Genomic DNA, 26,582 nt, shown 5'->3' with positions numbered 1-26,582 from the left:
GATCTCGCCAGACTGATATAGCTAACTTTTGCTGATATTGATCAAATATTTTGAATGTGACTCACAGGGAATATCAGAGCTCGATCTGATAGCTGAAAATGCAATCTGATATCAGATTGCGCCAGCTCCAGATTAATGACACTCGCCACGCAGCTTCCAGTGCAGCCAGTGATCCAATGCTTCTTCGTTCAACGGCTTCGAATAGAAATAGCCCTGAGCCTGATCGCAGCCATACTCGGTCAGGGATGTTACTGCATCCGGACACTCAACCCCTTCTGCCACCACGGTATAATCCAGCTCTTTAAGCATGGCGATGATGCTGCGTGCAATGATGCGTGAAGCCGTGTCAGAGGAAAGCTCACTGATCAGGGAACGATCCAGCTTAATCACATCAAGCGGCATGCTACGCAGATAACTGATATTGCTGTAGCCGGAGCCGAAATCATCGAGTGAAATAGTGAATCCTCGTGCTCTGAGCATCTCCAGCCCGCGCAGGGCGGTCGGGCTTTCAAGGATACGTTCGGTTTCCAGACATTCGATTCCCAGCAGAGAGGTCGGGAGCTTAGATTTGACCATCTTACTTTCCAGCGCTGAAGCGAACCCCTCGCGCGCAAAGTCACGTACGCTGACGTTTATCGTTAGCGGCAGCTGGATGCAGTTGTTCCTCAGCCGGCTAAGGCGCTCAACCGCCCGATCGATAATCCAGGCTGTCAGCACAGAGAGCAGATCGGTCTGCTCAGCCAGCGGGATAAAGGCGGCAGGTGAAAGTTCGCCCCGGCTGGGATGTTGCCAGCGGATAAGCGCTTCCAGACCCACGGGTTTACCACTTTGCAGGCAAATTTTCGGCTGATAGACCATATACAGCCCGGTGTTCTCGCGTAATGCCGTTTTAAGATCGGTCATCAGCAGGAAATCTTCTGAACGCTGCGTTTCAGCCTCAGCGTCAAAGCGCAGAGAGGGCAGGCCGCGGCCAACCGCTTCATGCAGCGCACTGACCGCACGGCCTAATATTTCAGATGCTGGCATGCTGCCAGCGACAAAGTCAGCCTCACCGGTATGGGGAGTCAGCGCGACCGACAGACCTTCATCCATGTCCGCACTGATACCTTCCAGACGACCGGCTACCCACGCGGCACTGAGTCGGCTATCCGCTCGGGTCAGGATAGCAAAGCGGCCGGTGGCCACCGTATAGATCATCTCCCCAACCGCCGGCCGCAGGCGCAGCGGCAGCAGAGTGGCCATATCTTTCAGCAGGCTCTCAACCGGGCTCATTCCCATGGTGCGGGCCAGTTCATAAGCACGCGACATATCGATGCAATCAATCAGAACCAGACGGCGTGGCGTGGTATCGCCGGCAACGGCAAGATATTGCAAATCACGTATCAGGCGCTGACGGTTAGGTAGCCCGGTCACCGGATCGGTAAAACCCGCCGAGTGCCAGGCTTCAAGAAAAGACATTACCAGCGTAGAGAGCAGCGTTAAGGTCGTCACCTGGTCACTGGGAAACGCATGCGGTTCGGTGTCGGTCACACATAGTGTGCCCAGAATAATGCCATCGCGTGTTTTCAGTGGCACACCGACATAAAAGCGGATAAAGGGTGAGCCAGTGATCAGGGGATGCGTGACAAAACGCGCATCGTAATAAGTATCAGGGACGATCACCGCACTGTCGCTATCAACCACGTGACGACAAAGTGAATCCGCACGCGTTGAGCGTTGCAGTTCAAAATTGTGTGATGCCCGAACGGTCTGGAACTCATCATCCAGCACCGATATAAAGCTGCCCGGGATACCCAGGGCCTGACTGGCTAACCGGACAAACTTCCGGAGAACTTCATCGCGGCTTTCATCAGGGTCGCGCAACGCCTGTAAGGCGCGGCTGCGGCGCTCATTGTTGCCGTTTAAATTGTTTAACATGTGTGTAGAACCCCCGCACCGGCTGATTACGGAGCGAAAAAAGAAAACTGTCCGGAGCGAAATGTGATTCGGGCGGCAGGAATTATGGCGTGATTTTTTATTTTCAACTTGATAATAAGGGACTATGCAGCGGGTGTCTCTTAATATTTTCTTTAACGCATTAAAGGGGTTGTTACGATTCGAAAATTTAATCGAAGATGCGCCTGATTATTTACATTTGTACATTTTATATAGCCAGGAGAGGGTTTTTACGGTTGTTAATGTTTATTTTCCGTCAGGAGATGAATAAGCATTCAGGGTGGTTAATGTTATTTCTAAGTCAGTTTTACAATTAAACAGGTCTGCAGCCAGAGACGGATCGCTATCCGCTGGTTGCTCAGGAAGATAACCTATTAAAAATACAGGTAAAAGCCTGAAAAAATGAAGACCGGCAGATATGACCTGTCAGTGTACTCCTGACTGCTATAGGTCAATCCACCGCAAGACCGCCAGTAACGCGTCGCTTCAGACAGTAATCAATTTAACCTTTCATGCCGTGTATGAATTGTGTCGGACGACGTGGCGGCGGGTTTTGCTCCAGCCAGTCACGAACCTGTTCGGTCCGCGGCCCTCGCTCGCGGATCGCGCGTGTCAGCCTTTCCTGAGTTGTCCTCAGTTCCTGGGTCCAGTAGGTGATTTGCCACTGTTCACGAATTTCCACCTGCGACAGATCGTCGGGCGAGCGACGCTGGATAGGATTTTTCATTCATTATCCTCCTCTTTTTCAATGATTCTGCCTGAACATGACCCTCAGGCTATACCTCTATCCTGATGAAGAAAGGGCGCTTGAGGTAGCGGAATAATCCCTGAATGGCCCTTAAGGCAAATAACAGGATAATTCCTGGCAGGAGGAATAAAGCACTCTATGGAAATAGAAAAGTCTCCGTCAGGGCGAAATATGCCGCTTCGCTTATAAAAAATCATGCATAATTTTTAAACCTGAAATTTGACATTTATTTAAAATAGTCAATTATTCTGTGGTCTTTTCGTTATGGCCGCTCTCAGGTTGCTTCGCTTTTATTGATGGTGAAGCGCTGTGCCTTTGCGGTTTAATCATGTTGAAGGAGTCTTTGTTTGGTGAATCGTCCCCCCAGGCCGCCTGTGGTCGTCCAGAGTAATGTGCGTGAACTTCGTCTTGCCGCCGGGCTCTCACAGCAGAGCGCTGCTGAGCGTTTTGACCTTAGCCTGCGCGTCTGGCAAACCAAAGAAGCCGCAGGTAACCCGACACTATTAAGTCAGGGAGAATATGAGTTGCTGTTATTACTGGCTGGCTGTCATCCCCATTTTGCTCTTGCACCTCAGAGCAAAAAGTAACGGCTGCGTTAATACCCTGAAATTTATTTCTGTGGTAACCGGCTGTCTGATAACGGTAAAAAAATTATATTTACCAACTTGAAAACTGACTACTGATCCCTATTTATGGAGATGATCGGAAATATGAGCCCGATCAGATGAACTTTTGGATGAACCTGTTCAGGAGATTATCACCATGTCAGTACAACAATTTTCAGTGTTCCCTTCGCTGTCTGATTCAGTCTTTTCAGACCGCTTTAATCGCATCGATAAATTGTTCAGTCAGCTTACTGGCGACAGCCCGGTAACGTCGGTTCCCGCTTACGATCTGCAGCGGGTAGAGGATAATCGCTATGTGTTGACCGTCAGTGTACCTGGCTGGAAAGAGCATGAACTGGAGATCGAGTTACGAGGCGGACGGCTTTCAGTGGCCGGTCACAGAGAGAAACCGTCACAGGAAGCGTCTGGCGAGGCCCGGGAAGAGAACACCAGCTGGATCCACCGCGGCATTTCCCGACACGATTTCCAGCTGAGCTTTTCCATTCCAGAGCACATGAAGGTCACCGGAGCCAGCCTGGCGGAAGGTCTGCTTAGCATTGATCTGATCCAGGAAATACCGGAGAGCGAGAAACCGCGCCGTATCCCGATTGCGATCGGCGGTCAGCGTACTCTTGAACATCAGTAACATGAACAGGGCGGAAACGGCACAGGCTGTTTCCGCCTTTTTATTCACTGGCAGGTAAGAAAGTCAAAAGAGTTCAGGCGCTGGCTGCCATAAGGCTGATTTGCGACGGTAAGCCGGTATTCGTTCCGGTCAGCATGATCGGTTCACCCGCCTCAAGACTGGAGTGAAATGCAGCCTTCATCGATGCACTGATACCATCACCACACCACATCAGATGATGCTCAAAGCGGCGTTGCGCCACGGCGGGGATACCTGACGCATCTGCTGCAACTTCAACCCGAAAGCCCTGTCCGTTAAGCCGTATCGCTTCCATCCAGATCTCGGTTTCATCTGTGACGCTGACTGCTTCAAGAAACAGCGGTACGGTGCTGCGTCTTTGTGAGGCTAGCGCCAGGCGCTCCCACTGACTGACTACCGCTGAATGAAAGCGCTGCTGGCGCCGCGCCGCACCTTCGCTGAGGTCAGTGCGCAGCCAGAGGTTGAGCGGCCGCAGGTAGCGATTAACATAATCATCACCACAATAGTCGGTATTCATCATCTGTAGTTCGCGATCAACATCTGCGTCCGTATTGTGCGCCAGCAGATGCAACATATCCTCTTCCCGACAGGCCCAGCCGCCAGGCAGCGCAACGCTGGGCCAGTTAAATGCAGTATGGATATCAAAAAGCGTATGACCCCCTGAGGTCATTTCACGCACACAGAGCGCACGCGTAAGCTGATTATCTGAGTAACCAGCAGGGCCAGGCGGCGTTATCAGCCCGGCACGGCGCCAGCGGCGCAGAGTTTCAGGAAGAACACCGACGAGACCACATACGGTGTCGGTAGAGTGCTGGGGCATAATTGATATCCGAAAGGCATTGAGATCCCATGAACAGGGAAGATGACGCAGTATGCGCGTCAGGAATAAATAAAGAAACAATCATTTCCAAAATCTGCCGGTTTATCGTGTGCTGAGATGGCAGTGGGTGAGGGGGATTAAACAGGGGTACAGGGCAGATGCCGGACGCAGAGACGCCCGGCGATTAAGCACACGTTACCAGTGGTACTTGTTGGAATCTTCCCACTCTTTCACTTCTTTTTCGGCACGATCTTTCTCGTAGCCGTAGCGTTCCTGAATTTTACCGACCAGCTGATCGCGCTTCCCTTCTACAACGGTCATATCATCATCCGTAAGATCACCCCATTTTTCCTTAACTTTACCTTTGAACTGCTTCCAGTTACCGCCAATGCGATCTTCGTTCATGGTGACTCTCCCATTTCCGGTTGTTGTCCAGTGACCTGATGAATATCTGTATTGCCTGAAGGCTGTCAGATGAATCAAGCATGGCACAGCTTTTGCCTTTTGCAGCGAAGCGGTGTGAGCCGCATCAAATTATGGGCAAAAGGGAAGGAAAGGGGATTATCACGGCGGGGTCTATTCGGGGCGTCGTGCTGGCCAGCTTACTGCAGGCAGGGCATTGAGGGCTGGACGGGCAAACAGAAAGCCCTGGTAATAGCGTACCCCGGCACCTTCCAGCCAGAGCCACTCTTCAATTTTTTCAACCCCTTCCGCAATGACCGTAATTTCCAGTGCCTGACAGCATTTAATGATGGCCATCACTATCGCCTGACGCGGGCCACTGCGGTGGATATCGGTGATCAGCTTGCGATCGATTTTCACTTTGTCGGGCTGGAAATCGGCTAACAGCGACAGGCCAGCGAAGCCGGCGCCAAAATCATCGAGCGCCAGGCTGATCCCGGCCGCTTTCAACTGCTGGACAGCAAACTGGAATGCGTCGAAGCGCGAGATGATCTCATCTTCGGTCACCTCAACCACCACCTGCTCTGGTCGCAATCCCTGCTGCCTGATCTGCTGGATAAGATGTTCAACAGCATCATCGATTACCACCAGCGACATGGGCAGCAGATTGACGGAGAGCGTTTGCTCGCGCAACCCCAGATGCCTGGCCAGCTGGAAAGCGTAGGTTTTAGAGTGCAGATCGCCCTGATAGCGCTCGCTTTCTGGCAATTGCGAAAAGTAATCAGCGGGCGATGCGCCGTGCTGGCCACGTATCAAGGCTTCACAAGAGACAATCCGGCGATTCGCTGTATCCACAATAGGCTGTAGCGCAAATTCACAACGCTGACCCGGTGCCGGTTGCCAGGCTGGCTGAGATTCAGAGGTGACGGGTGTTGTCAGCGTCCACTGACTGGCAGGATCAATTTTGATAAACGTCTCTTTATCCCGCCCCTCGACGAAAGAACGCAGGAACTTCACCACCCGGTCATCTCTGATCCGTTCATCACTCAGGGTAACCCGCTTAAGCAGGGCATCCACTACGGTGTGTTTCTGATAATCACGTAAATCAAATAAGGCCATACCGGCATGACCGAAGCGACGCGCAGGGGCGTAATCCCGCATCAGCTCAATCAGGTTAAAATGCCGCTCATCCTGACTGATACGCTGGAAAACCGTGTGAACGTTGTCGACGCTACCCTCCAGCACCTGAAAAAAGTGCTGTCCGTCATAGAGCAGTATCCCGGTGACTTCAGCCTCAGCATTTTTGATACTGGCGCGCTCCACCAGCGCTTTCAATCTCTCTGGCGAGACAGAACCCGCAAGCTGGCTACGGTAAATAAGGGTGGAGAGCATAATCAGACTCACGTGGCAGAAAGTTACTGATTAAACATATCACAGAAATATTGCTGGTTAAGGGCACAACTACGACCATTATGCCGTTATATTTGCAGCATTAATTTAATCGTAGATTCAGGTAGTACTAAAGGATTCGACAATCAGGACATCAGATCGCAGTGCGGCAATAACCGGGAATAGAAATGAAGGGAAAAGAAAAACCCCCATAAAATCGGGGGCGAACAGCAGATATAGCGCATTATTATAACGTTACAGCATCCCTGGTGAGGCGCTGGTCAATCTGATATTGCCAGATTATTACGCACTTTTTACTCTCCTTACCACGTCATTCTGGCGAGGCTTTTAAGCGGGTAAAAAATCCGTTTATTTGCTATTTCGGAAAATTGTTTTCAGATTCAACCCACTGTTTCAGGCTTCTGCTGATGACAGCTCGGTCAATGAATTATCAGGTTACAAATCAACCACTTTTCAGACACTCCCTTAACGTCATCAGCAGATTAGTCCGCAACGCTTGAACGTTGCCGGTCTGCAGAGACAATCAGATGTTGATATCTGCGTTATCTTAAAAAAGTGCCCCCTGTAAAAGGGGGCAAGGGTAGGAGTCAGATCACTCTGCAAAAGAAGTGGATTTCATTACAGAGCCATTCAAAGATAGGGCAAAAACGATGTTTATGCCGCTACGGTTAACTCTTTTTTTAATTAGATATCAAACAATTAAAAAACTAACAATATTTAATGGCTATTTAAATCAATAGTTTAATCAGATATGAAAACGATTTCTAAGATTAGGATTAAAGTCCTGTTTCGCCTGCTGCTTCTGCTATAAATGGCCACAATTAAGCCATTGCTTAGCGATCTGAGACTGGTAAACAGAGCAGACTTGACCCTTAAAGCGAATAATTGTACTGTTTATATATACAGCATATTATCGATTGAGAGCCGGTGTGGGGTAGAGATGTCACAGGATGATGAGGTCTGGTCAGCATTCAGAGAAGCGATGAGGCGGGATGATACCGGTCAGTGCACAGTGAGTACCCGGGATTTTGTGGCTGAACTGGAACAACGCAAATCACCTCACACGCTTCGGGCCGCGAATACCTGGATCGAGATGCATATCACGACTTTCAGTGATATCTCAATTGAGCCCGGAGAATGTCGACTGTTCCGTGTGCCTGCGGCGCGTGATTAAAACGTGCCGCAGCGCAGACAGGATAAGAAAGGGTTTCAGCCTGACTGCTGTAACAGATACAGGCTGAAGCAGGCATCAGAGCCTGGATGTGTTCCGACGCATGTCAGACCGATCCTGGAATTTAGGATTCGCGGGGAAGCTCTTCTCGCACGCCATGCGCGCCAGATTCAATGCGACTTTGCGTTTTTTAAGCTTTAACTTCGGCAACCACTCTTTGAACTGTGCCGTTAGCGACGCTGCCTGCTGCTCGTTGGTGACACGACAGATAAATAGCTTGCTCTTGGTCTGACGACTGACATCAATGGCATAGATCTCTACACCTGCGCTGCACACTTCATATTCAACATCCGTAAACTGCATGTGTGGCCAAAGACCGGTTCTGGTTTCAAATGTGGCTAAATCCATGACGACTACCTTTTTTTATTTTAAGCGTTATTGCTACCCAACAGACTAAAGCCTGGTCGGGCCAGTGAGCATAGACCAGATTCAGCATTCCGCCAGCGATTTCACTGATTTAATCTGGCCCTGACACAAAAGGCTAAAATCTCCCACCGTCGCCTGTTATCTGACAGGTAGCCAGTCATGCTCTTATCAGAAAATCTGATGACAGACTGTCATGCTGGTTTTTCACCCCTTCAGCTCTTCAGCTTTACAAGCCCTGCCTTTGCTGCGTCTGCGACGGTATCCCACGAATTTAAATCGCCTTCTCCTTAACAATTATCGTCAGCATCGCTGTTGAATTAGCGGGCTAATTATCAGATCCAAATGAATGGCTGCTTCCGCTTCATTGTGACCATCCGGCAGTGGAAAATCTTCTGACAGGAGATGTGGCAAATTTATCTCAGATGATGAGATGTAAAAAGGTGTGTCAAAATAAAAATGAATAAATGGCAGAGTAGTGTTCTGGCTAGTTCACTCTGTACCATTCGCAAGGAAAAATAAAAAAATATATTCGCCATGCTTAATTAAAGCCCTGCAGACAAGAGCCGATAAGAACGATCCAACTTTAAATTATGTCCAGATTATTCTTTTTTTGCCGGGGGCAAGTATGACTATTACACAACGTCTGGTATTGATTTTATCACTGCTTGCAATGTCACTGATTGCGCTGGTGATTATCTCTTTATCAGTAATTTCGGGCTTTCAATCCCGCTTTGAATATGTACAGATGAACGCAATACCCAGCATTCGCGATCTCAATAAATCGATCAGCGTGACCAATCAGTTGGGTATTGCGCTTTATCGCCACCACAGCACCAGCGATGCGGCAAAATTCCCTGCTGCGGAAGAGCGCATTGAGAATCTGCTTACGCAGATTAAGTCGCTCAATGATTACTACATGGCTAACGACATCTCGAACGATGAAGACAAAGCGATGACGGAACAGGCCTATAAAAATCTGGATGCGGTCCGCAGCGCATTGCCGGCATTTCTTGCCGCGTCACGCGCCCATAATGATGCGGTCACGCTGCCGTTATTGCAGAGTGAGGGCGGTATTGGTGCCGCATCCCGTAAGATGGAAGCGGATTTCACTCGTCAGATTCAGCTGAATATCGATATTGGCGAACAGCTCAGGGCGGAGAACAAGCGCGTTTATAGCCAGACCCTGTGGGCGATGTCTGGCGGATCGCTGCTGCTTATTCTGATACTGGCCGGTTTCTCCACTAAGGTGATTCTCGGCATCAAAAAGAGCCTCTCAGGCATGGTCAATACCATGACGCAGGTGAGTCATACCCTCGACCTGACTCATACCGCGGAGGTCCGCAGTAAGGATGAGATCGGCAAAACGGCGATGGCATTTAATCAGCTGCTGGCGCGCGTTTCCGGCACGCTGCTCTCCGTCAGTCACGCCGCGCAATCGGTGAGTACCGGATCAACGCAGATAGCGGCGGGCAACGAAGATCTCTCTGCACGCACGGAAGAACAGGCGGCTTCACTGGAGCAAACCTCAGCCAGCATGGCGACACTGAGCGAAACGGTGCGACAGAACTCAGAAGGTGCGCAACAGGCCAGCAGCCTGGCAAATAACGCGAATCACATGTCAATCCAGAATGGGACGGCGGTGAAGCAGATGCTCAGCACCATGGATGAAATCCGCGCCAGCTCTGCCAAAATCTCTGAAATTACCGGACTGATTGAAGGCATCGCGTTTCAGACCAATATTCTGGCGCTGAATGCGGCAGTCGAGGCAGCGCGTGCAGGCGAGCATGGTCGCGGCTTCGCCGTTGTTGCCTCTGAAGTGCGCAATCTGGCGCAGCGCTCCTCTTCTGCCGCCCGTGAAATTAAGGATCTTATCTCAACATCGGTTTCACAGGTCGAGCACGGTTTAGAGCAGGCCAGCGGCGTTGGATCTAACAGTGAAAATGTCCGTCAGGCGATTCAGCAGGTGGCCGATCTGGTCAATGAGATTGCGGCGGCTACCTCTGAGCAGAGTAAAGGCATTGAACAGGTTCATCAGGCCATTGGCCAGATGGATGAAGTGACGCAACAGAACGCCTCGCTGGTGGAAGAGGCCTCATCCGCCTCTAAGTCGCTGCAGGAGCAGGCAGAAACGCTGTCGGGGCTGGTGGCGACCTTTAAGCTGGAAAGCGATAACCGTGCAGTACAGTCGCAGCAGACCGCTGCAGTACGGCGTCCGGTATTACACACAAAGCAGCCTGAGCACCAGACCATCGACCTGACTAAGGCGAACTGGGAAAGTTTTTAATAGTTGAGCAGTAACTTAAGGGCCTCCACAATGTGGGGGCTTTTTTTATCTTAAATCAAAATAAATAAAGCGGCTTTTCCTGAAATAAATATAATATGAAATCGATTTCATTTTAAAATCGCAAATAACTCTTTAGGGTTATAAGGTTTAAATTGGAATTTGCCGGGCGTAGATATTTGTTTTGATAGTCTGGTGATAATGAGTCAGATACAGGCAGGATGTCAGTTATCGGCTATTCATGATGTAACTTGAATTTATTTATCTTCAAAACAATAACGCTGAAGTCAGGCTCGTTGCTTAATGCTTTTTGCCAGGTGTTTTTATTTCAATTTTATGATTTGTAAGGTATTTTTTTAAGTTTGGCTTAGGCAGATATTGAAGTAAATATTGTCATTTTATTCACTGTAAAATAACGCAGCGCAATCTATACTCCCTTCCGTGTTATATGTACTTCTGATTTTTTTACGAAACTCCTTTCTTCATAGCGACATTGTGCTGCATGAGGCATCTCTGGCTATGTCAAAGAAACGGTAAAAATAATATTACGAAAGCTATTTCGTGCGCTACACACCTGCACGTCTCACACATCAGAGCGGAAAAGAATGAAAAAAATACTCGACCGGATTAATTTGCCAGCGAAATTCCTGTTACTCGGATCCTTTGCGCTGGTGCTGTTTATTTTACCCACCTTTCTGTTTATTCAGACGGGCAACCAGCTTATTGATACAAAGAATGTGGAACTGACCGGTATACCGGTCGAAAGAAAGGTGCTCAAGTTGCTGAACCTGCTGCAGCGGCACCGTGCGGAAAGTGCGATCGCTATCTCGCTGAACAAACCAGATAACGCGCCACGTATGGCGTTGGTCAGTGAGGTTAATCGCTTATCTCAGACGATTGCTGACGAATTACGTCAGAATAATGAGCAGGCGCAGCCGCTGAAGCGGCTGGAGCGGGTTAATCAGGAGTGGAGCCAGCTGCAGAACGATATTAACGCGGGCAAACTGACCCTGGCAACCAGCCTGACGCGACATGCTCAGCTGATTCAGGTGCTACTCGATACGAACCAGGATGTACTTGATTTTTATCAGCTATCGCTGGATGCCGATCTGAATACCTACCAGCTGATTGTCAGTATCTTTAGTCGCCTGCCGCAACTGACTGAAACGCTGGGACAGATTCGTGCTAGCGGCACGTCGCTGATTGCGGGTGGGAATGTGTCGGATGCCGATCGCAGCCGCATGGCATTTCAGCTTGATTATGGCAAAACGGCGCTGAGACAGTTTAGCGGCAACATGGATAAAGTATTTTCCATTGAGCCAGATCTTAAAACCACCTTTGGCAATCTGGCACAGGATGCGAACCAGCAGGCGCTGAGTGCGCTGAATCTGGCTGATAGTGTCTTTGTCAGCGGTCACGCCAGCGTGACGCCGGTTGACTATGTACGGATCTTTACCCAGGCGATTAACCGTTACGGCGAGCTGGGTGAACAAACCAGCCATCGTCTGGAAGGAATGATGCAGACGCAGATCCAGGAACGCCGCTATGCGCAATATCTGTTACTGGCAGGTCTGTTTGCCGTCGCGCTGCTGGCCATTCTGCTGGCCGTGATGATCACCCGTTCTGTTACCCGGCCGGTTAAAGAAGCGGTCGAAGTTGCCAGCCGCGTCGCGGCGGGCGATCTGACGGCACAGCTGAACGTTTCCGGCAGCAATGAGATGGCTGAGCTGCTGAATGCACTGATGCGGATGCAGCAGCGTCTTGCTCAACTGGTGTCGGATATCAAAGGTAACGCGGCTACCATCGCCAACTCCTCAGAAGAGATTGCCCGTGGCAATGGCGATCTGTCGTCGCGCACCGAGCAACAGGCGGCTTCACTGGCTGAAACGGCTGCCAGCATGGAGCAGCTGGCGGCAATCATTCAGCAGAACGCGGATAACACGCGCTTTGCCTCTGCCCGTGCAGAATCTGCCACGCAGGCTGCACTCTCCAGTGGTGCAGCAATGGATTCGGTGATGGAGACCATGCACAAAATTCGTGGCAGCTCAGGTAAAATTGAAGAGATTACCTCGGTGATCGACAGTATCGCCTTCCAGACCAACATTCTGGCACTGAATGCGGCCGTTGAAGCGGCACGCACCGGTGAGCAGGGTAAAGGTTTTGCGGTCGTCGCGTCGGAAGTGCGGGCACTGGCACAACGTTCAGCCAGTGCAGCTAAAGAGATCAAGGGTCTGATTGAGCAGTCAGTCGGCCACGCGCAGGAAGGGATCGCCATGGCGCAGAACGCAGGCGATAAGGTGAAACAGAGCGTCAGCGCCATTGAACAGACCTCTCAGCTGATGCGCGACATCACTTCTTCATCCGAAGAGCAGAGCAGTGGTATCTCGCAGGTCAATATTGCGGTGAACCAGATGGATCAGGTGACGCAGCAGAACGCCGTGCTGGTTGAAGAGTCGGCCTCCTCAGCTGATGAGCTCGCCGCGCGCGCAGGGCAGTTACGTACGATGGTTGCGGTGTTCCAGACTGCATAATGGTGTTAAACAGCCGCCTTTGGGCGGCTGTTCTCTTCTCAGCATTTATTCCGCGCTATGCCTGATGATCCTGCAGACAGGCCAGATACTTCTCTCCCGACCGCATCACCTTCTCTTTTGCCTGCTGATGGATATCCTGCCCTTCAAACGCGCCATACAGTTGCCCGAATGTCACGCCGGAGAGCCGATGCAGTATGTCGCCTACCGTAGCGGCTGACAGCGGCAGCATATTCGGGTAGCTCCACATAAACGACACGCCATGCGCACCCGGCGTGACCTGGATAATATCACCCGCCAGAATCATCCCATCACCTTCGTCCCAGTGCAGCACGCTGCCGCCGGGAAAATGACCGCCCAGCCGTAACAGCGTCACAGAGGGCATCAGCGTCAGCGACTCGCCCTGCCATAACTGGATATGCGGACTCTTCCGCACAATCCATTGACGATCGCGGGCGTGCAGATGAATGGGCGCATTAAACGCTTCAGCCCACTCCTGCATGGTGGTGTAGTAGTGCGGATGTGAAATCGCGATAGCATCAATGCCGCCCAGCGCCGCGATCAACGTGTAGGTGGCATCATCAAGGTTGGCAATGCAGTCCCACAGTACGTTGCCATGCGGCGTGCGCAGCAGAAAAGCGCGCTGGTTAATGGCAAACTCAGGCACGGTTTTAAGACTTAACAGCGCATCGCTGTGAGCCGTCCACTTATTGGCGTGGCTGGCGCGCAGTTCATCAAACGCGAGCCAGCGCTGACCGGCGGCTGGAACGTACTGGCGTTCATCATCACAGATTTTACAGTGCTGATGAGTGGAATGAGCGGGATAAGCCGTTCCGCAGGCGGTACATAACATCGTCATGGTGATCTCCTTTGTCTCACTCAATCTTATGCACACCTGCGAAAACCGCACTTTCCTGACGCCATTTTGTTACGCGATTACGGCTGGCGGCGAAGGGTAATCCGGGTGAGTTCTGAGGGACGACCCAGCCTCACCGCCATGCCTGGCCAGAGTGCCGTGCCGTTATTCACATAGAGCTGCATTCCACCGACCTGATAAAGTCCGGAAACAAACCCGGCGTTGGGTTTAGCAAACAGCCTGTCCAGCCCGATAATCAGTCCGCCATGCGTATGTCCTGAGAGCTGCACATCCACGCCCTGCGCTGCGTTCTGGCGTGCATTGCGTGGCTGGTGATCCAGCAGGATTACCGGCGCGTTTTCAGGTGCCTGTTCCAGCGCGCGGGCCAGATCCGGGCCGACCGCGTTTCTGCCGGGTGCGGAGGCGTCCGGCAGGCCGGCAATCACCAGCTTTGCGGTTCCGCGCTGGATCACGGTATGGCTGTTGAGCAGAGGTTGCAGACCCAGTGAGGCCAGATGCGCCGTCCAGATTGCCTGATGGAAGAAATATTCATGGTTGCCGGTGATAGCCCATACGCCGTCAGGCGCTGCGAGCCCGCGCAGCGGCGCAACGTCCTGCCGCCGATGCGCCAGGTTGCCATCGATCACATCGCCCGTGACCACAATCAGATCGGCTTTGAGAGACATTGCCCGTTCAACCATTGCGGCGGTCCAGGCCGCATTAAACAACCGGGTGATATGCAGGTCGGTCAGCTGCAGCAGCTGATAGCCATCGAATTCAGCGGGCAGGTTGGGCAGCGCAAGAGTCACCTCTTTGACCGGCGGCACGCGTATCGCCTGCTGAACGCCAAAGGCAGCCAGTCCCATCGCCAGCACAACGGCCAGATAGCGAACACCGGGAACCAGCTCCAGCGGATGACGCAACAGCAGGGCAATCAGCATGACCGCATCCATCAGCATCTGAAGCAGCGCCAGCAGCAGCACGGTGCTGTACGCCCAGTTAAACAGAATGATGATGATGCGGGGCATTTCAGCGGAGAAGATCCCGCCCGAGGTAAAACGGCTCACCAGAAGATATTGTGAAGCCAGCAGCACCAGAGCGGAGAGCAGGATCTTTATAGCCAGTGGCAGGGACAAAGGAATAATGACGCGCGCAATTACATACCAGCTGGGTAAGCTGAAAATCAGGTGAAACATGGCAGTTTTCCGGTAGGGCGCTGAACATCTGCGCAGGCAAAAAAGAGTCGATCGTTTATAGAGCCGTTTTCAGGACTGTAGTGTATATGATGTTACCGTCAGGCTTGCTTCACGTCGGGTGCTTTACAGGCGGTAAAGCAGGCAGAGAGGATCGATAAAACTTCAGGGCGCAACAATGAAAACAGCGTGACCGGAGCACCGGCCACGCTGGCAACATTCACGTATTGAGACGCCTGACTAGCGTAAAACGCCTGAGGTCGTCCGGGTCTCGTCAGTTACACGAGTCATGGATATCGGAATGCTTTTATAGGCGGGAATGCCGCTTTTGGTATCGTGGCTGTCAAGCGGAACCATCACATTGGCCTCCGGGTAGTAAGCGCCGACCGAACCTGGAGCCATATCAATAATCACGATGGTCAGGTTTTTCATCTGGCGCGAAGTGGGATTGCCATCCGGGTCCAGCGCCATCAGATCGACACGGTCACCGACCCGTAACTGTCGCTTCTCCGCCTCTTCTGCATTGATAAACAGCACATCGCGGCGGCCTGTCACGCCACGATAGCGGTCATTCAGCCCGTAAAGCGTGGTGTTGTACTGATCGTGACTGCGCAGGGTAGTGAGCACCAGATCATGGCACTTCAGCGAGCGGGGATCTTCATTGATGCCCTGCATCACCTTAAACTGGGCACGGCCAGACGGTGTAAGCCAGACCCGTTCTGATGCGGCGTTATAGAGCCGGAATCCACCCGGATGCTTAATCCTCTCATTGAAGTTTTCAAACGCCGGGAACACCGCTTCAATGGCATCGCGGATGCGGCTGTAATCGGCTGCCATGGCCGACCAGTCAACCACGCTGTCCGGCAGCGTTGCCTTCGCCAGTGAGGCGACCAGCGCCGGTTCAGACTTAAGATGGGGTGAGGCGGGATCCAGCGAACCGCGTGAGGCATGCACCATCGACATCGAATCTTCCACGGTGACGCTCTGCGCGCCGGTTGCCTGAACATCGGTCTCTGTTCGGCCCAGCACCGGCAGCAGATAATTATGTTTACCCAGTAACAGGTGCGAGCGGTTCAGTTTGGTCGCCATATGCACCACCAGATCAAGATTGCGCATCGCCGGGAATGTGACCTGGGGATCGGAAATCGCTTCCGCCAGGTTGCCGCCCAGACACAGCAACGCTTTGGCTTTGCCGTCGCGCATCGCCTTTATTGCCTCAATGGCGCCGTGACCATGCTTCTGCGGCGGGCGGAAACCAAACACCCTCTCTATGCCATCCAGCAGCGACTGCGGCGGGATCTCTGTGATGCCCACTGTGCGATCGCCCTGCACATTGGAGTGACCGCGTAACGGACAGATACCTGCACCCGGCTTGCCGATATTGCCGCGCATCAGCAGCAGGTTAGCGATTTGCTGCACGTTCTGAGTGCCGTACTGGTGCTGGGTAATTCCCATGCCATAACAGATGATGGTACGTTCAGCGCTGGCGTACAGCCGGGCGATATGCTGGATCTCCTCACGCGCCATGCCCGAGACTTTCAGGATATGCTCCCAGTCTGTGCTTTCCAGGTCGGCTTTCAGGGCGTCAAAGCCTTCAGTGTGCTCAGTAATAAATGCTTCATCAATCACGCCGGGTTCGCCTTTGCTCAGCGCCTCCTCGTGCATAGTGAGCAGGATCTTCATCACCCCTTTCAACATCGCTGCGTCACCGCCAACCCTGACCTTGTAGTAGGTCGAGGCCAGCTCAGTGGAGCTCATTGACAGCATCTCAATCGGGCTCTGCGGCGAAGTAAAGCGCTCCAGCCCACGTTCACGCAGCGGATTGATCGCCACAATAGTGGCACCGCGTTTCGACACTTCCCGTAGCGTGCCCAGCATGCGCGGATGGTTGGTACCTGGATTGTGACCGATACAAAGCACCAGGTCGCAGTGATCAAAATCTTCCAGCTCTACCGTTCCTTTGCCGACGCCAATTGACTCCGGCAGCCCGACACTGGTCGGTTCATGGCACATGTTTGAGCAGTCGGGGAAGTTATTGGTGCCATATTCGCGGGCGAAAAGTTGCCACAGAAACGCCGCTTCATTGGAGGCGCGTCCCGAGGTATAAAACTCTACGCTGTCCGGATCGTCGTAGCTGCGCAGATGCTCTCCAATCTCCCGGAACGCCGTCTCCCATTCGATGGGCTGATAGGTATCTGTAGCGGCATCGTACTTCATCGGATGGGTCAGGCGGCCTTCGCCCTCCAGATGCAGTGCGCTGCGCTCCCACAGTTCAGTCACGGTATGAGCGGCAAAAAATTCCGGTGTAGTGCGTTTGCTGGTGGCTTCCCAGGAGACGGCTTTTGCGCCGTTTTCGCAGAACTCAAAGGATGAGGCATGTTGCGGGTCGGGCCAGGCGCAGCCCGGACAGTCAAAGCCCTGCGGCTGGTTGACTTTAAACAGGGCGATCACATCCTGCTTCACAGACATCTGGCCGCGGATAGCATCGGCAACCGCCTTCAGTGCGCCCCAGCCTCCGGCGGCACCCCCATAAGGAGCGATGCCATTTGTGCGATTTTGCTCTTTCATAATGCTCCACATTGTCTCTGTTGTTATTTGTTAAGCCTGGTACAGAAATAGTTGCAACAACGTGGAAACCGGCTGTTATTCAGGGAAAATATTTCTCAAAATGTTTCGACAGTCCGAAACGTAAGCCGCAAATCAGTTCAGCACATCAGATGAAGCGCAGCGCATCCAGGCTGTTGCAGAATAAGCGGCGCGCGAGTTCCGCCGACAGGGTGATGATGCAGGGAAAGGGTGAAGGATAAATCTTTACCATCAGATAACGGCGGGTAAGTGAGCCAGTTTATTCAGGGCTGGACTGCGATCGCAGCAACGCACTCCATGTCTGAACAGATGCACCCTAATCCGGAACGCGACCTTATGAAAAGAGCCTTACTTTTGCTGGTTTTACTTTCCACCTATAGTCTGATGCCCGTTAAAGCCAGTGGCCCGGTTCGGGCAGGAGAGCTGCGTCCCATGAAGATTATTATGACGATCAACCATCAGTCGTATGAGATTGCGCTGGCTGATAACGCCACCGCGAAAGCATTTGTACAGCAACTCCCGCTGACTATGACGATGGAGGAGCTGAACGGCAATGAGAAGTTTGCAGACCTGCCTGCTGCTCTTAATAGCGATCCGCATAAACCCGGCACGATCCAGCAGGGCGATGTGATGCTGTATGGCAATAAGACGCTGGTTCTTTTTTACGAGACATTCCAGAGCTCCTATAGCTACACGCCAATAGGAAAGGTGCTGTCGACAGATAGCCTCAAAAAGCGTGTCGGTGAGGGGGGGATTGACGTACGGTTCTCCCGGCCATAACTGATATCAAAATCTGAAATAACCGGCTGGTAAAAGATTCATATCGCGCTGAGTCTGGCCAGGGTGGCATCTGGCACGACGGACTACACTGCGTTCTGGCCGCGGCCAGACGTTGTGATGCTCTTCGGGAAGCGAGACTGTCACGCCGGTCGGCCAGCCTGACAGTTCAGTCATTACTTCTTCTTATTCAGCATCGACTTCAGGTCAGCAAAGGGATTGTAGGTTGCCTCACCGACATCTTTTTGTGCGTCCTCGCCAGCCACTACACGGGTGCCATACTGGTCAGCCTCGGTGTACTTTGAGTGCTCGTGGTCATGACAATAGAGACACAACAACTCCCAGTTACTGCCATCTTCCGGGTTGTTGGTGTGGTCGTGATCGATATGGTGGACCGTCAGTTCGCGCAGGTTTGAATAAACAAACTCGCGTGAGCAGCGTCCACACACCCACGGATAGATTTTAAGTGCTTTCTCACGGTAGCCGCTTTCCAGCCGCGTGTAGTTTTTAGGGATCAAAGCCATTGCCGGGATAACCTGTTATGAAGAGAAAATTTCACGATAGTGATGCCAATATATCCCATAACGGAACAGAAGAAGAAATCATCGTGTTCCTCGGGACGGGAGGCTTTAAAATCCAGAGGGTTAGCTGAAAATCAGCGTAGCCGCCTTATATGATTTTTCCAGCACGTCTCGCAATCCTGAATAACTGCCGGGCCTGTGAGAAGGCACAAAATCATGTCGCTGTGATGAAAACTCAAAAATGATATATCTCTACGTTCCCGCTCACGCTAACCCAATTAATCAGCAGGATAGCGCCCAAAACATCCCTGTTTACCGCTTTGCTTAAAAAATGACATCAAATGTAATGCATGACACCATAAACGGCCCAGAAAATGGCGTTAGCACCCAGATAAGTCCAGCATCCCCAGTAGGCTATGGGTTCACGACGGGTGCGGAGTTTAGGCAGGAAGGCCAGTAAATAGAGGGCAGAGGCGATAAGCGAAACGAAGTAGAAAAATTTCATGGTTTTCTCCTGATCAATATCCTTTATTTGAGAATAGTCAGGGCTCACCATTTTGCTTAATGCATCATCAGATTCGTTATGGATAGGCTTTCTCTTTGATGCCCACATCGGATGTCAGCACAGTTAAATCCGCGATAAATCGAAAATGCAGCGTCCCGGGATCCCTCAGCTTTAAGAAAAGATCACGTCAGGATGTTCAGCCTGAGGTTACACCCTATAATCAACGCTGTTTGTTAGCCTGCAGGAATGCAGGTTTTGCACCCGCCCAAAAGGAAGAGATCCCGCTGATGTTTTCTCGTTTTTTTATTTATCGTCCCGTTTTCGCATGGGTTGTTGCCATTTTAATCATGCTGCTTGGCGCGCTCTCTATTACCCTGTTGCCGGTTGAACAATATCCCGATGTTGCGCCACCTTCGGTGAATATCAGCGCAACGTACACCGGTGCTTCTGCAGAGACGCTGGAGAACAGCGTCACGCAGGTGATCGAGCAGCAGCTTACCGGGCTGGATAATCTGCTCTATTTTACCTCCAGCAGCAGTTCACAGGGGAATGTGTCGGTTACCGTCACCTTCAGTCAGGGCACCGATCCGGACACGGCTCAGGTACAGGTGCAGAACAAGGTGCAGCAGGCGCTCTCCCGTTTGCCCAGCGAAGTGCAGCAGCTTGGTGTTACCGTCACCAAATCGCAGTCAAACTTCCTGCTGGTGATGGGGTTGTATGACACCACGGGCAAAAGCAACAGCACGGATATCGGTGACTGGCTGGTCAGTAATATGCAGGAGCCGCTGGCCAGGACCGAAGGCGTCGGTGACATCCAGGTGTTCGGCGGTCAGTACGCGATGCGCATCTGGCTCGATCCCTTCAAACTAAACTCCTTTGCGTTGCAGCCCTCCGATGTGTCGGCGGCGATACGCTCGCAGAACATTCAGGTTTCAGCCGGTAAAATCGGCGGCCTGCCATCGCCCGACAATCAGCAGCTCACCGCCACGGTCAGAGCGCAGTCGCGACTGCAGACGCCGGATCAGTTCCGAAACATCATCGTCAAAAGCGACAAAAGCGGTGCCATCGTACGCGTGGGTGATGTGGCGCGGGTGGAGCTGGGCGGCGAATCCTATGACATGACCACCCGACTCAACGGGCATCCTGCGGCGGGTGTCGGTGTGATGCTGGCGCCGGGCGCAAATGCGCTGGCCACCGCGACGCTGGTGAAAAACAAAGTTGAAGAGTATCGCCACTCAATGCCGGAAGGTTATGAGGTGGCCTATGCGCTCGACAGCACTGACTTCATCAAAATCTCCGTTGAGGATGTGGTGATCACCCTGATCGAAGCGATCGCGCTGGTAGTGGTGGTGATGTACCTGTTCCTGCAGAATATCCGTGCGACGCTGATCCCTGCGCTGGCGGTGCCGGTGGTACTGCTCGGCACCTTTGGCGTACTGGCGCTGTGCGGCTACACCATCAATACCCTGACGCTGTTTGCTATGGTGCTGGCCATCGGGCTGCTGGTGGATGATGCCATCGTGGTCGTCGAAAACGTCGAACGCATTATGCATGACGAAGGTCTGCCGGCGCGTGAGGCAACAGAAAAGTCGATGAAAGAGATCTCCGGCGCGCTGGTGGCTATCGCGCTGGTGCTCTCCGCGGTATTTCTGCCCATGGCCTTTTTCGCCGGGTCGACCGGTGTGATTTACCGGCAGTTCTCCATCACCATCATCGCCGCCATGACCTTCTCCGTGGTGGTGGCACTGACCCTGACGCCGGCACTGTGTGGCATGTTGCTGCGGCCGACCTCACCCCATCGTAAAGGCTTCTTTGGCGGTTTTAACCGCTTTTATGCCGCCACCGAGCGCCAGTATCGTCACAAAGTGGTGAGCACTCTGCGCCGTCCGCTGATCATGGTATCGCTTTATGCGGCTATGGGCGTGGTGCTGTTTGTGATGTTTACCCGCTTGCCGGGCAGCTTCCTGCCGACCGAAGATCAGGGCAGCATCATGCTTCAGGCGACATTGCCAGCGGGTGCCACGGCCAGCCGCACTGAGGCAGTCAATCAGCAGATTGTTGACTGGTTCCTGACTGAAGAGAAACAGAATATTGATGTGGTCTTCACCATCAATGGTTTTAACTTCAGCGGTGCTGCGCAGAATGCCGGTATGGCGTTTATCAAGCTTAAGAACTGGGATCAGCGACCGGGTAGTGAAAACTCTGCCGAAGCGATTGCCGGGCGCGCCACCTACGGGCTGGCGTCGATTCGGGATGCGCAGATCTTTGCGCTGACGCCGCCGTCGGTGCCGGGTCTGGGACAGAACAACGGCTTTACTTATGAGCTGCTGGCCAGTGGTGGCACCACGCGTGAGCAACTGGGCAACCTGCGCGATCAGCTGCTACAAAGTGCAGCGCAAAGTCCGGAACTGCTCGGCGTGCGGGCCAATATCCTGCCGCAAACGCCGCAGTTGCAGGTCGATATTGATACCAGCAAAGCGGTGGCACTGGGACTGCAGCTGGATGACGTGACCGATACGCTGACCAGCGCCTGGGGCGGTGCCTATATCAATGACTTCATCGACCGGGGTCGGGTAAAGCGGGTCTATGTGCAGGGCGACGGTCAGTATCGTTCATCACCTTCTGATCTGGATAAATGGTACATCCGTAACAGTGAGGGCACCATGACGCCATTCTCGGCGTTTGCCTCGACCCGATGGACCATGGGACCCGAAAGCCTTAACCGCTACAACGGCTCTGCCTCCTACGAAATACAGGGGCAGAACGCCGAAGGGTTCAGCTCCGGCGATGCTATGAACACCATTGAGCGACTGGCCAATGAACTCCCGGCAGGGACTACAGGGGCATGGAGCGGTCTTTCGCTGCAGGAGAAGCAGGCGGGCGGGCAGTCAACCACGCTGTATGCGATCTCGATTCTGGTGGTGTTCCTCTGTCTTGCTGCGCTGTATGAGAGCTGGTCGGTGCCTTTCTCCGTGCTGTTAGCGGTGCCGCTCGGCGTGCTGGGTACCGTGCTGGCGGTGGCACTGCGCGGATTAAGCAACGATATCTACTTCCAGGTGGCGTTGCTGACCACGGTCGGACTCACCTCCAAAAACGCGATACTGATCATCGAATTTGCGGAGGATGCGGTTCGTCGGGGAAGTTCGCTGAGCGCGGCTGCGTTGCAGGCAGCGCGAACCCGTCTGCGGCCGATTATGATGACGTCGCTGGCCTTTATCGCCGGGGTGATCCCGCTGGCGGTGGCGACGGGTGCCGGTGCTAACAGCCGCATCGCCATCGGTACCGGTATCATCGGCGGTACGCTGGCAGGTACGGTACTGGCGCTGTTCTTTGTTCCGCTCTTCTTTGTGCTGGTGAAGCACTACCTGACCCGCCATCGCAAAGGCCAATAACGCAGAAAGCCCGTCTGCAGGCGGCTGCAGACGGGCTGGGATCAATGATTAGCGGAAGATTACAAATGCTGTTTAAAGAAGGCGGTCAGCTTCGCAAACGGGATCAGGTCAGTGCGGTCATAAAGGTCCACATGGCCTGCATCAGGCACGATATAGAGCTCTTTGGGCTGTGCCGCACGCTGGAACGCATCTTCGCTGAACTCGCGTGAATGCGCTTTATCACCCGTGATGAAGAGCATCGGGCGCGGTGAGATGGTCTCAATGTCATTAAACGGATAGAAGTTCATGAATTTCACGTTGCTGGTGAGCGTCGGGTGCGTGGTGAGCGCAGCTGAACTGTTTTTCGGTGTGAACTCACCGCGAGGCGTCCGGTAAAAATCATAGAACTCTTTGGCTATCGGAGGCGAATCAGCATCGATTTTATGTGGTGTACCACTGGTGTACTCAGTTTTACCCCCGGTGAACTCTACATAGCGTTGCTGTGCCGCCGCTTCAATGATTTGCTTACGCTGCGCCAGTGTCTGGCTTTTATTCAGCGCATTACGGTTGGCTGACCCCATGTCATACATGCTGACGGTAGCAATGGCTTTCATGCGGGGATCAATCTTCGCTGCGCTGATGACAAAACTGCCACTGCCACAGATGCCCAGCACACCAATCCTGTCGCGATCGACAAATTGGCGTGTACCCAGGTAATCCACGGCGGCGCTGAAGTCTTCGGAATAGATATCCGGAGAGACCGCGTTGCGTGGCTGACCTTCACTTTCGCCCCAGAATGAAAGATCAATTGCCAGGGTAACAAATCCCTGCTCAGCCATTTTCTGCGCATAGAGGCTGGCGCTCTGCTCTTTGACTGCGCCCATCGGATGACCTACCACAATCGCCGGAAGGCGCGCCGTTTTACCGGCCTCTTTTGGTCTGTACAGCGTGCCGGTCACACCCATCTGATACTGGTTTTTAAAGGTGACTTTCTCGCGGGTGACTTTATCGCTTTGATAAAAGTTATCGGCGCCGCGTGACATATCGGCAGCGCTGGCCGCAAATGAACTGATCAACAGTCCAAACATCAGGGTTAATGCTCTCATAAGAAGATCCTTATCGGGGTTGACGACATGAGGGCAACGGGTTGCCCGGTTAAACAACACATCTGCTATCAGGCAGCGCTTTCCTTACGGGCGGTGATCATCGCCAGTCCGGCGGCAGTGACCAGTAATGTGGCGCTGATGGCAAAGGTGGTCTGCCAGCCTGCGTGGTCAAAGGCCAGGCCACCCAGCGTCGACCCCAAAGCAATCGACAGCTGTACGATGGCCACCATTAATCCGCCGCCGGTCTCGGCATTTTCCGGAAAGGTTCTGGCGATCCAGGCCCACCATCCGGTTGGTGCCGCTGTTGCCACCAGTCCCCAGATGCCAAGCAGTGGCGCCACCAGCCACAGGTGATGACCGAACACCATGAGCAGCATCGCAACCAGCGCCATAATCAACGGGATAATCATCAGGGTCAGATAGAATCCGCGCTGCAAAACAGCACCGATAATCAGCGTGCCGATAAAGCCGGCGACGCCAATGGTCAGCAGCACCAGCGACAGCGCAGAAACGTCAACCTGTGTCACGGTTTCCAGAAACGGGCGGAGATAGGTAAACAGGGTGAACTGGCCCATAAAGAGCAGGCCGCAGGCGGTCATACCCACCGTAACCAGCGGCGAACGCAGCAGCTGCAGAATTTTTCCGCTGTGCTGCCGGGCCGAGTTGACCGGCATCGATGGCAGCGTGAACGCCTGCCAGATCAGGGCGATCAAGGCTACCGGCACCAGGCTGAAAAAAGCCCCGCGCCAGCCAATGACAGAACCGAGATAGCTGCCCAGCGGTGCAGCGATAACCGTCGCCAGCGCATTGCCGCCGTTGAAAATGGCCAGCGCGCGCGGCACCTGCCCGGAGGGGACCAGCCGGATAGCGACCGCCGCTGACATCGACCAGAAACCGCCAATCACCACGCCAATCAATGCCCGGCCAGTCATGTAAGTCAGATAGTTGGGTGCCATCGCCACCATCAATCCGGATAGTGCCATTACCAGCGTGAGCGCCAGCAACAGAATTTTGCGGTCGAGGTTCCCTGCGATGCGGGTTATTGAGAGGCTGGTGATCACTGCCAGTGCGCCGGAGATAGCGATGCCCTGTCCGACCAGACCTTCGCTGACCGCCAGATCTTGTGATAACGGCGATAACAGGCTGACCGGCATGAATTCAGAGGCGATAAGCGCGAATACACACAGCGTCATTGCCCATACACCACCCCAGTGCGCTTCTTTATGCCGGGGGGAACAGTCAGTTGTTTCCGTGGAAGTCATGTTGTGTCCTGTTTCATTGTTTGCGGTGCTGATGAACTCAGGAAATTTTACTGTTTCGCTTTATATTGACTAGCTAATTAATCCTTAATGGGGTTATAACCAGAACTTATAAATCTATCGGCGGGAGTGCAGTATGAAGCGCAACATGAATGACCTGCAGGCTTTTATTACCGTGGCGCGTGAGGGCAGCTTTACCCGCGCGGCAGCGCTGCTGGGCGTGACGCAGCCCGCGTTAAGTCAGACCATTACCGCGCTGGAAAACCGGATGGAGATTCGGCTGCTTACCCGCACGACCCGTAACGTTTCACCGACCGCGGCGGGTGAACGGTTAATCCAGGCGATTGGCAACCGATTCGATGAAATTGAGGCGGAACTGGATATGCTGACCGCGATGCGGGACAAGCCAGCCGGCACGGTACGGATCACCTGCGGGCCGCATATTCTGAGCTCACTCCTGATGCCAAAGCTGACGCCATTGCTGGCGGCTTATCCTGATATCCGGCTTGAGTTCGATGCTAATCATGGCTTACGCAATATCGTGGCCGACCGATTTGATGCAGGGGTCAGGATGGGGGACACCATTGATAAAGACATGGTAGCGATGCCGATAAGCCCGCCATTACGGATGGCTGCGGTGGCCACGCCCGACTACTTTCGTCGTCATGCTGCGCCGCAGGTTCCGCAGGATCTGCTGCATCACAACTGCATTAATATGCGGCAGGCCACAGCGGGTGGGTTGTACGTCTGGGAGTTTGACGGTGAAGAGGGGCCGTTAAATGTGCGGGTAGATGGACAACTGACGTTCAACACTTCGGCACACATTGCAGAAGCGGCTCTCGCCGGGCTGGGGATCGCTTTCCTGCCTGAGCAGGAAGTCGCAGAAGGGCTGGAGCAGGGCACCTTGATCCGCGTGCTGGAGCGCTGGTGCGAGCCGTTTCCCGGCTATTACCTCTACTATCCCAGCCGCAAGCAACATTCACCCGCTTTTACCCTGGTCAGAGAGGCATTAAGGCTAAAAGAGGGGGCATGATGAACCTTATTGGAATAGATGCCATTCCATGGCGTAATACGTCCTAAAGCGCTTTATTCAGAATTACTTAGAAGGACGGCGACTAATTTTGCCTCCTTTCCGACCGGCTTCCCTGGCTTTTTCAGGATCGTTTTTGAAATTGCCCCCACTGGCCTTGCCTCCTGCACTGCCAGCTTCACTCGCCCGTTCTGGATCGTTGGCAAAATTGCCGGCACCACCTCTGTATTTCTGTTGTGTCATAGGAAGACCTCATATCAATGTTCCATTAGATAAAAAGGACTAGCTAGTCACACCTGCAAGCATAGTCGCCCGCTTCGTTTATGCAAATGCACAGACTTAAATTATTGATAGGTCTGATTTTAATTTTTCGCAGAGGGATAGCTGG

General features: G+C 53.0%; 22 protein-coding genes. 8 read left to right on the top strand and 14 right to left on the bottom strand.

The window, feature by feature from the left end; all coding sequences use genetic code 11:
• Positions 1 to 132 precede the first annotated feature (132 nt).
• Positions 133 to 1,917: a GGDEF and EAL domain-containing protein gene (locus ACVKSX_RS20550; RefSeq protein ID WP_354439341.1), complete on the bottom strand. Its 1,785-nt coding sequence runs from the start codon at positions 1,915 to 1,917 to the stop codon at positions 133 to 135.
• 520 nt (positions 1,918 to 2,437) lie between these two features.
• Positions 2,438 to 2,662, bottom strand: coding sequence for a DUF3606 domain-containing protein (locus ACVKSX_RS20545; RefSeq protein ID WP_033770153.1), 225 nt, complete (start codon positions 2,660 to 2,662; stop codon positions 2,438 to 2,440).
• A 368-nt stretch (positions 2,663 to 3,030) separates the two neighbouring features.
• Between ACVKSX_RS20545 and ACVKSX_RS20540 the strand changes: the two genes are divergently transcribed.
• Positions 3,031 to 3,270 carry a hypothetical protein gene (locus ACVKSX_RS20540; protein WP_022624236.1) on the top strand — a complete coding sequence of 80 codons (240 nt, stop codon included), beginning with the start codon at positions 3,031 to 3,033 and terminating at the stop codon, positions 3,268 to 3,270.
• 175 nt (positions 3,271 to 3,445) lie between these two features.
• On the top strand, positions 3,446 to 3,934 hold the full coding sequence (locus ACVKSX_RS20535; RefSeq protein WP_187511482.1) for an Hsp20 family protein: 489 nt from the start codon (positions 3,446 to 3,448) through the stop codon (positions 3,932 to 3,934).
• A 73-nt stretch (positions 3,935 to 4,007) separates the two neighbouring features.
• Here the strand turns inward: ACVKSX_RS20535 and ACVKSX_RS20530 are convergent, their stop codons facing one another.
• The 3 genes from ACVKSX_RS20530 to ACVKSX_RS20520 form a co-directional block, all read right to left on the bottom strand.
• Positions 4,008 to 4,772: a MerR family transcriptional regulator gene (locus ACVKSX_RS20530; protein WP_010256962.1), complete on the bottom strand. Its 765-nt coding sequence runs from the start codon at positions 4,770 to 4,772 to the stop codon at positions 4,008 to 4,010.
• 195 nt (positions 4,773 to 4,967) lie between these two features.
• Positions 4,968 to 5,177, bottom strand: a complete 210-nt coding sequence (locus ACVKSX_RS20525; protein ID WP_010256969.1) for a CsbD family protein — start codon at positions 5,175 to 5,177, stop codon at positions 4,968 to 4,970.
• 171 nt (positions 5,178 to 5,348) lie between these two features.
• A complete protein-coding gene (locus ACVKSX_RS20520) occupies positions 5,349 to 6,566 on the bottom strand; it encodes a diguanylate phosphodiesterase (RefSeq protein WP_010256973.1) in 1,218 nt (405 codons plus the stop codon).
• A 958-nt stretch (positions 6,567 to 7,524) separates the two neighbouring features.
• Here ACVKSX_RS20520 and ACVKSX_RS20515 point away from each other — a divergent pair.
• Positions 7,525 to 7,758: a hypothetical protein gene (locus ACVKSX_RS20515; protein ID WP_022624240.1), complete on the top strand. Its 234-nt coding sequence runs from the start codon at positions 7,525 to 7,527 to the stop codon at positions 7,756 to 7,758.
• 75 nt (positions 7,759 to 7,833) lie between these two features.
• Here the strand turns inward: ACVKSX_RS20515 and ACVKSX_RS20510 are convergent, their stop codons facing one another.
• Positions 7,834 to 8,163, bottom strand: coding sequence for a hypothetical protein (locus tag ACVKSX_RS20510; protein ID WP_010256979.1), 330 nt, complete (start codon positions 8,161 to 8,163; stop codon positions 7,834 to 7,836).
• 643 nt (positions 8,164 to 8,806) lie between these two features.
• Between ACVKSX_RS20510 and ACVKSX_RS20505 the strand changes: the two genes are divergently transcribed.
• Together ACVKSX_RS20505 and ACVKSX_RS20500 are read left to right on the top strand one after the other, a co-directional pair.
• The gene (locus tag ACVKSX_RS20505) at positions 8,807 to 10,465 is read left to right on the top strand and encodes a methyl-accepting chemotaxis protein (protein WP_354439344.1); all 1,659 of its coding nucleotides are present in this window, start codon (positions 8,807 to 8,809) and stop codon (positions 10,463 to 10,465) included.
• Positions 10,466 to 11,067: 602 nt separating this feature from the next.
• Positions 11,068 to 12,993: a methyl-accepting chemotaxis protein gene (locus ACVKSX_RS20500; RefSeq protein ID WP_354439346.1), complete on the top strand. Its 1,926-nt coding sequence runs from the start codon at positions 11,068 to 11,070 to the stop codon at positions 12,991 to 12,993.
• A 55-nt stretch (positions 12,994 to 13,048) separates the two neighbouring features.
• Here ACVKSX_RS20500 and ACVKSX_RS20495 read toward each other — a convergent pair whose 3' ends face one another.
• The 3 genes from ACVKSX_RS20495 to ACVKSX_RS20485 all read right to left on the bottom strand — a co-directional run bounded on the left by ACVKSX_RS20495 (position 13,049) and on the right by ACVKSX_RS20485 (position 17,607).
• Positions 13,049 to 13,849 carry an MBL fold metallo-hydrolase gene (locus ACVKSX_RS20495; protein WP_010256989.1) on the bottom strand — a complete coding sequence of 267 codons (801 nt, stop codon included), beginning with the start codon at positions 13,847 to 13,849 and terminating at the stop codon, positions 13,049 to 13,051.
• Between the two features lie 77 nt (positions 13,850 to 13,926).
• Complete coding sequence (locus ACVKSX_RS20490) at positions 13,927 to 15,042, bottom strand: metallophosphoesterase (protein ID WP_022624245.1); 1,116 nt, start codon at positions 15,040 to 15,042, stop codon at positions 13,927 to 13,929.
• A gap of 237 nt (positions 15,043 to 15,279) precedes the next feature.
• Positions 15,280 to 17,607, bottom strand: a complete 2,328-nt coding sequence (locus tag ACVKSX_RS20485) for an FdhF/YdeP family oxidoreductase (RefSeq protein ID WP_033770142.1) — start codon at positions 17,605 to 17,607, stop codon at positions 15,280 to 15,282.
• A gap of 267 nt (positions 17,608 to 17,874) precedes the next feature.
• On the opposite strand from ACVKSX_RS20485, the gene ACVKSX_RS20480 reads away from it, so the two are divergent.
• On the top strand, positions 17,875 to 18,405 hold the full coding sequence (locus ACVKSX_RS20480; protein WP_354439349.1) for a cyclophilin-like fold protein: 531 nt from the start codon (positions 17,875 to 17,877) through the stop codon (positions 18,403 to 18,405).
• A gap of 173 nt (positions 18,406 to 18,578) precedes the next feature.
• Here ACVKSX_RS20480 and yajD read toward each other — a convergent pair whose 3' ends face one another.
• Together yajD and ACVKSX_RS20470 are read right to left on the bottom strand one after the other, a co-directional pair.
• A complete protein-coding gene (gene yajD, locus ACVKSX_RS20475; protein ID WP_003850685.1) occupies positions 18,579 to 18,926 on the bottom strand; it encodes an HNH nuclease YajD in 348 nt (115 codons plus the stop codon).
• 334 nt (positions 18,927 to 19,260) lie between these two features.
• The gene (locus ACVKSX_RS20470; protein WP_009093121.1) at positions 19,261 to 19,428 is read right to left on the bottom strand and encodes a hypothetical protein; all 168 of its coding nucleotides are present in this window, start codon (positions 19,426 to 19,428) and stop codon (positions 19,261 to 19,263) included.
• Positions 19,429 to 19,715: 287 nt separating this feature from the next.
• On the opposite strand from ACVKSX_RS20470, the gene ACVKSX_RS20465 reads away from it, so the two are divergent.
• Entirely contained in the window at positions 19,716 to 22,820 is a 3,105-nt protein-coding gene (locus ACVKSX_RS20465) for an efflux RND transporter permease subunit (RefSeq protein ID WP_354439352.1), read from the top strand.
• 59 nt (positions 22,821 to 22,879) lie between these two features.
• On the opposite strand, the gene ACVKSX_RS20460 is transcribed toward ACVKSX_RS20465, so the two are convergent.
• Positions 22,880 to 23,905, bottom strand: a complete 1,026-nt coding sequence (locus ACVKSX_RS20460) for an alpha/beta hydrolase (protein WP_191917633.1) — start codon at positions 23,903 to 23,905, stop codon at positions 22,880 to 22,882.
• Positions 23,906 to 23,973: 68 nt separating this feature from the next.
• Complete coding sequence (locus ACVKSX_RS20455) at positions 23,974 to 25,098, bottom strand: MFS transporter (RefSeq protein WP_354439400.1); 1,125 nt, start codon at positions 25,096 to 25,098, stop codon at positions 23,974 to 23,976.
• A gap of 202 nt (positions 25,099 to 25,300) precedes the next feature.
• Here ACVKSX_RS20455 and ACVKSX_RS20450 point away from each other — a divergent pair, with 202 nt between their 5' ends.
• Entirely contained in the window at positions 25,301 to 26,197 is an 897-nt protein-coding gene (locus tag ACVKSX_RS20450) for a LysR family transcriptional regulator (RefSeq protein ID WP_010257019.1), read from the top strand.
• A gap of 63 nt (positions 26,198 to 26,260) precedes the next feature.
• Here ACVKSX_RS20450 and ACVKSX_RS20445 read toward each other — a convergent pair whose 3' ends face one another.
• Complete coding sequence (locus ACVKSX_RS20445) at positions 26,261 to 26,437, bottom strand: con-10 family general stress protein (RefSeq protein WP_010257023.1); 177 nt, start codon at positions 26,435 to 26,437, stop codon at positions 26,261 to 26,263.
• Positions 26,438 to 26,582: the final 145 nt, after the last annotated feature.

The organism is Pantoea sp. PvP021 (assembly GCF_054056055.1).
The sequence above is the reverse complement of the archived record's forward strand: the minus strand, read 5'-3'. Positions and strand labels throughout refer to the sequence as shown.

Bases quoted from the DNA above. Each gene is read 5' to 3' on its own strand.
- ACVKSX_RS20470 (WP_009093121.1), bottom strand. From the start codon at position 19,428: ATGAAATTTTTCTACTTCGTTTCGCTTATCGCCTCTGCCCTCTATTTA.
- ACVKSX_RS20445 (WP_010257023.1), bottom strand. From the start codon at position 26,437: ATGACACAACAGAAATACAGAGGTGGTGCCGGCAATTTTGCCAACGAT.
- ACVKSX_RS20545 (WP_033770153.1), bottom strand. From the start codon at position 2,662: ATGAAAAATCCTATCCAGCGTCGCTCGCCCGACGATCTGTCGCAGGTG.
- ACVKSX_RS20500 (WP_354439346.1), top strand. From the start codon at position 11,068: ATGAAAAAAATACTCGACCGGATTAATTTGCCAGCGAAATTCCTGTTA.
- ACVKSX_RS20550 (WP_354439341.1), bottom strand. From the start codon at position 1,917: ATGTTAAACAATTTAAACGGCAACAATGAGCGCCGCAGCCGCGCCTTA.
- ACVKSX_RS20455 (WP_354439400.1), bottom strand. From the start codon at position 25,098: ATGACGCTGTGTGTATTCGCGCTTATCGCCTCTGAATTCATGCCGGTC.
- ACVKSX_RS20535 (WP_187511482.1), top strand. From the start codon at position 3,446: ATGTCAGTACAACAATTTTCAGTGTTCCCTTCGCTGTCTGATTCAGTC.
- ACVKSX_RS20460 (WP_191917633.1), bottom strand. From the start codon at position 23,905: ATGAGAGCATTAACCCTGATGTTTGGACTGTTGATCAGTTCATTTGCG.
- ACVKSX_RS20465 (WP_354439352.1), top strand. From the start codon at position 19,716: ATGTTTTCTCGTTTTTTTATTTATCGTCCCGTTTTCGCATGGGTTGTT.
- ACVKSX_RS20525 (WP_010256969.1), bottom strand. From the start codon at position 5,177: ATGAACGAAGATCGCATTGGCGGTAACTGGAAGCAGTTCAAAGGTAAA.
- yajD (WP_003850685.1), bottom strand. From the start codon at position 18,926: ATGGCTTTGATCCCTAAAAACTACACGCGGCTGGAAAGCGGCTACCGT.
- ACVKSX_RS20505 (WP_354439344.1), top strand. From the start codon at position 8,807: ATGACTATTACACAACGTCTGGTATTGATTTTATCACTGCTTGCAATG.
- ACVKSX_RS20490 (WP_022624245.1), bottom strand. From the start codon at position 15,042: ATGTTTCACCTGATTTTCAGCTTACCCAGCTGGTATGTAATTGCGCGC.
- ACVKSX_RS20450 (WP_010257019.1), top strand. From the start codon at position 25,301: ATGAAGCGCAACATGAATGACCTGCAGGCTTTTATTACCGTGGCGCGT.
- ACVKSX_RS20530 (WP_010256962.1), bottom strand. From the start codon at position 4,772: ATGCCCCAGCACTCTACCGACACCGTATGTGGTCTCGTCGGTGTTCTT.
- ACVKSX_RS20520 (WP_010256973.1), bottom strand. From the start codon at position 6,566: ATGCTCTCCACCCTTATTTACCGTAGCCAGCTTGCGGGTTCTGTCTCG.
- ACVKSX_RS20485 (WP_033770142.1), bottom strand. From the start codon at position 17,607: ATGAAAGAGCAAAATCGCACAAATGGCATCGCTCCTTATGGGGGTGCC.
- ACVKSX_RS20495 (WP_010256989.1), bottom strand. From the start codon at position 13,849: ATGACGATGTTATGTACCGCCTGCGGAACGGCTTATCCCGCTCATTCC.
- ACVKSX_RS20510 (WP_010256979.1), bottom strand. From the start codon at position 8,163: ATGGATTTAGCCACATTTGAAACCAGAACCGGTCTTTGGCCACACATG.
- ACVKSX_RS20515 (WP_022624240.1), top strand. From the start codon at position 7,525: ATGTCACAGGATGATGAGGTCTGGTCAGCATTCAGAGAAGCGATGAGG.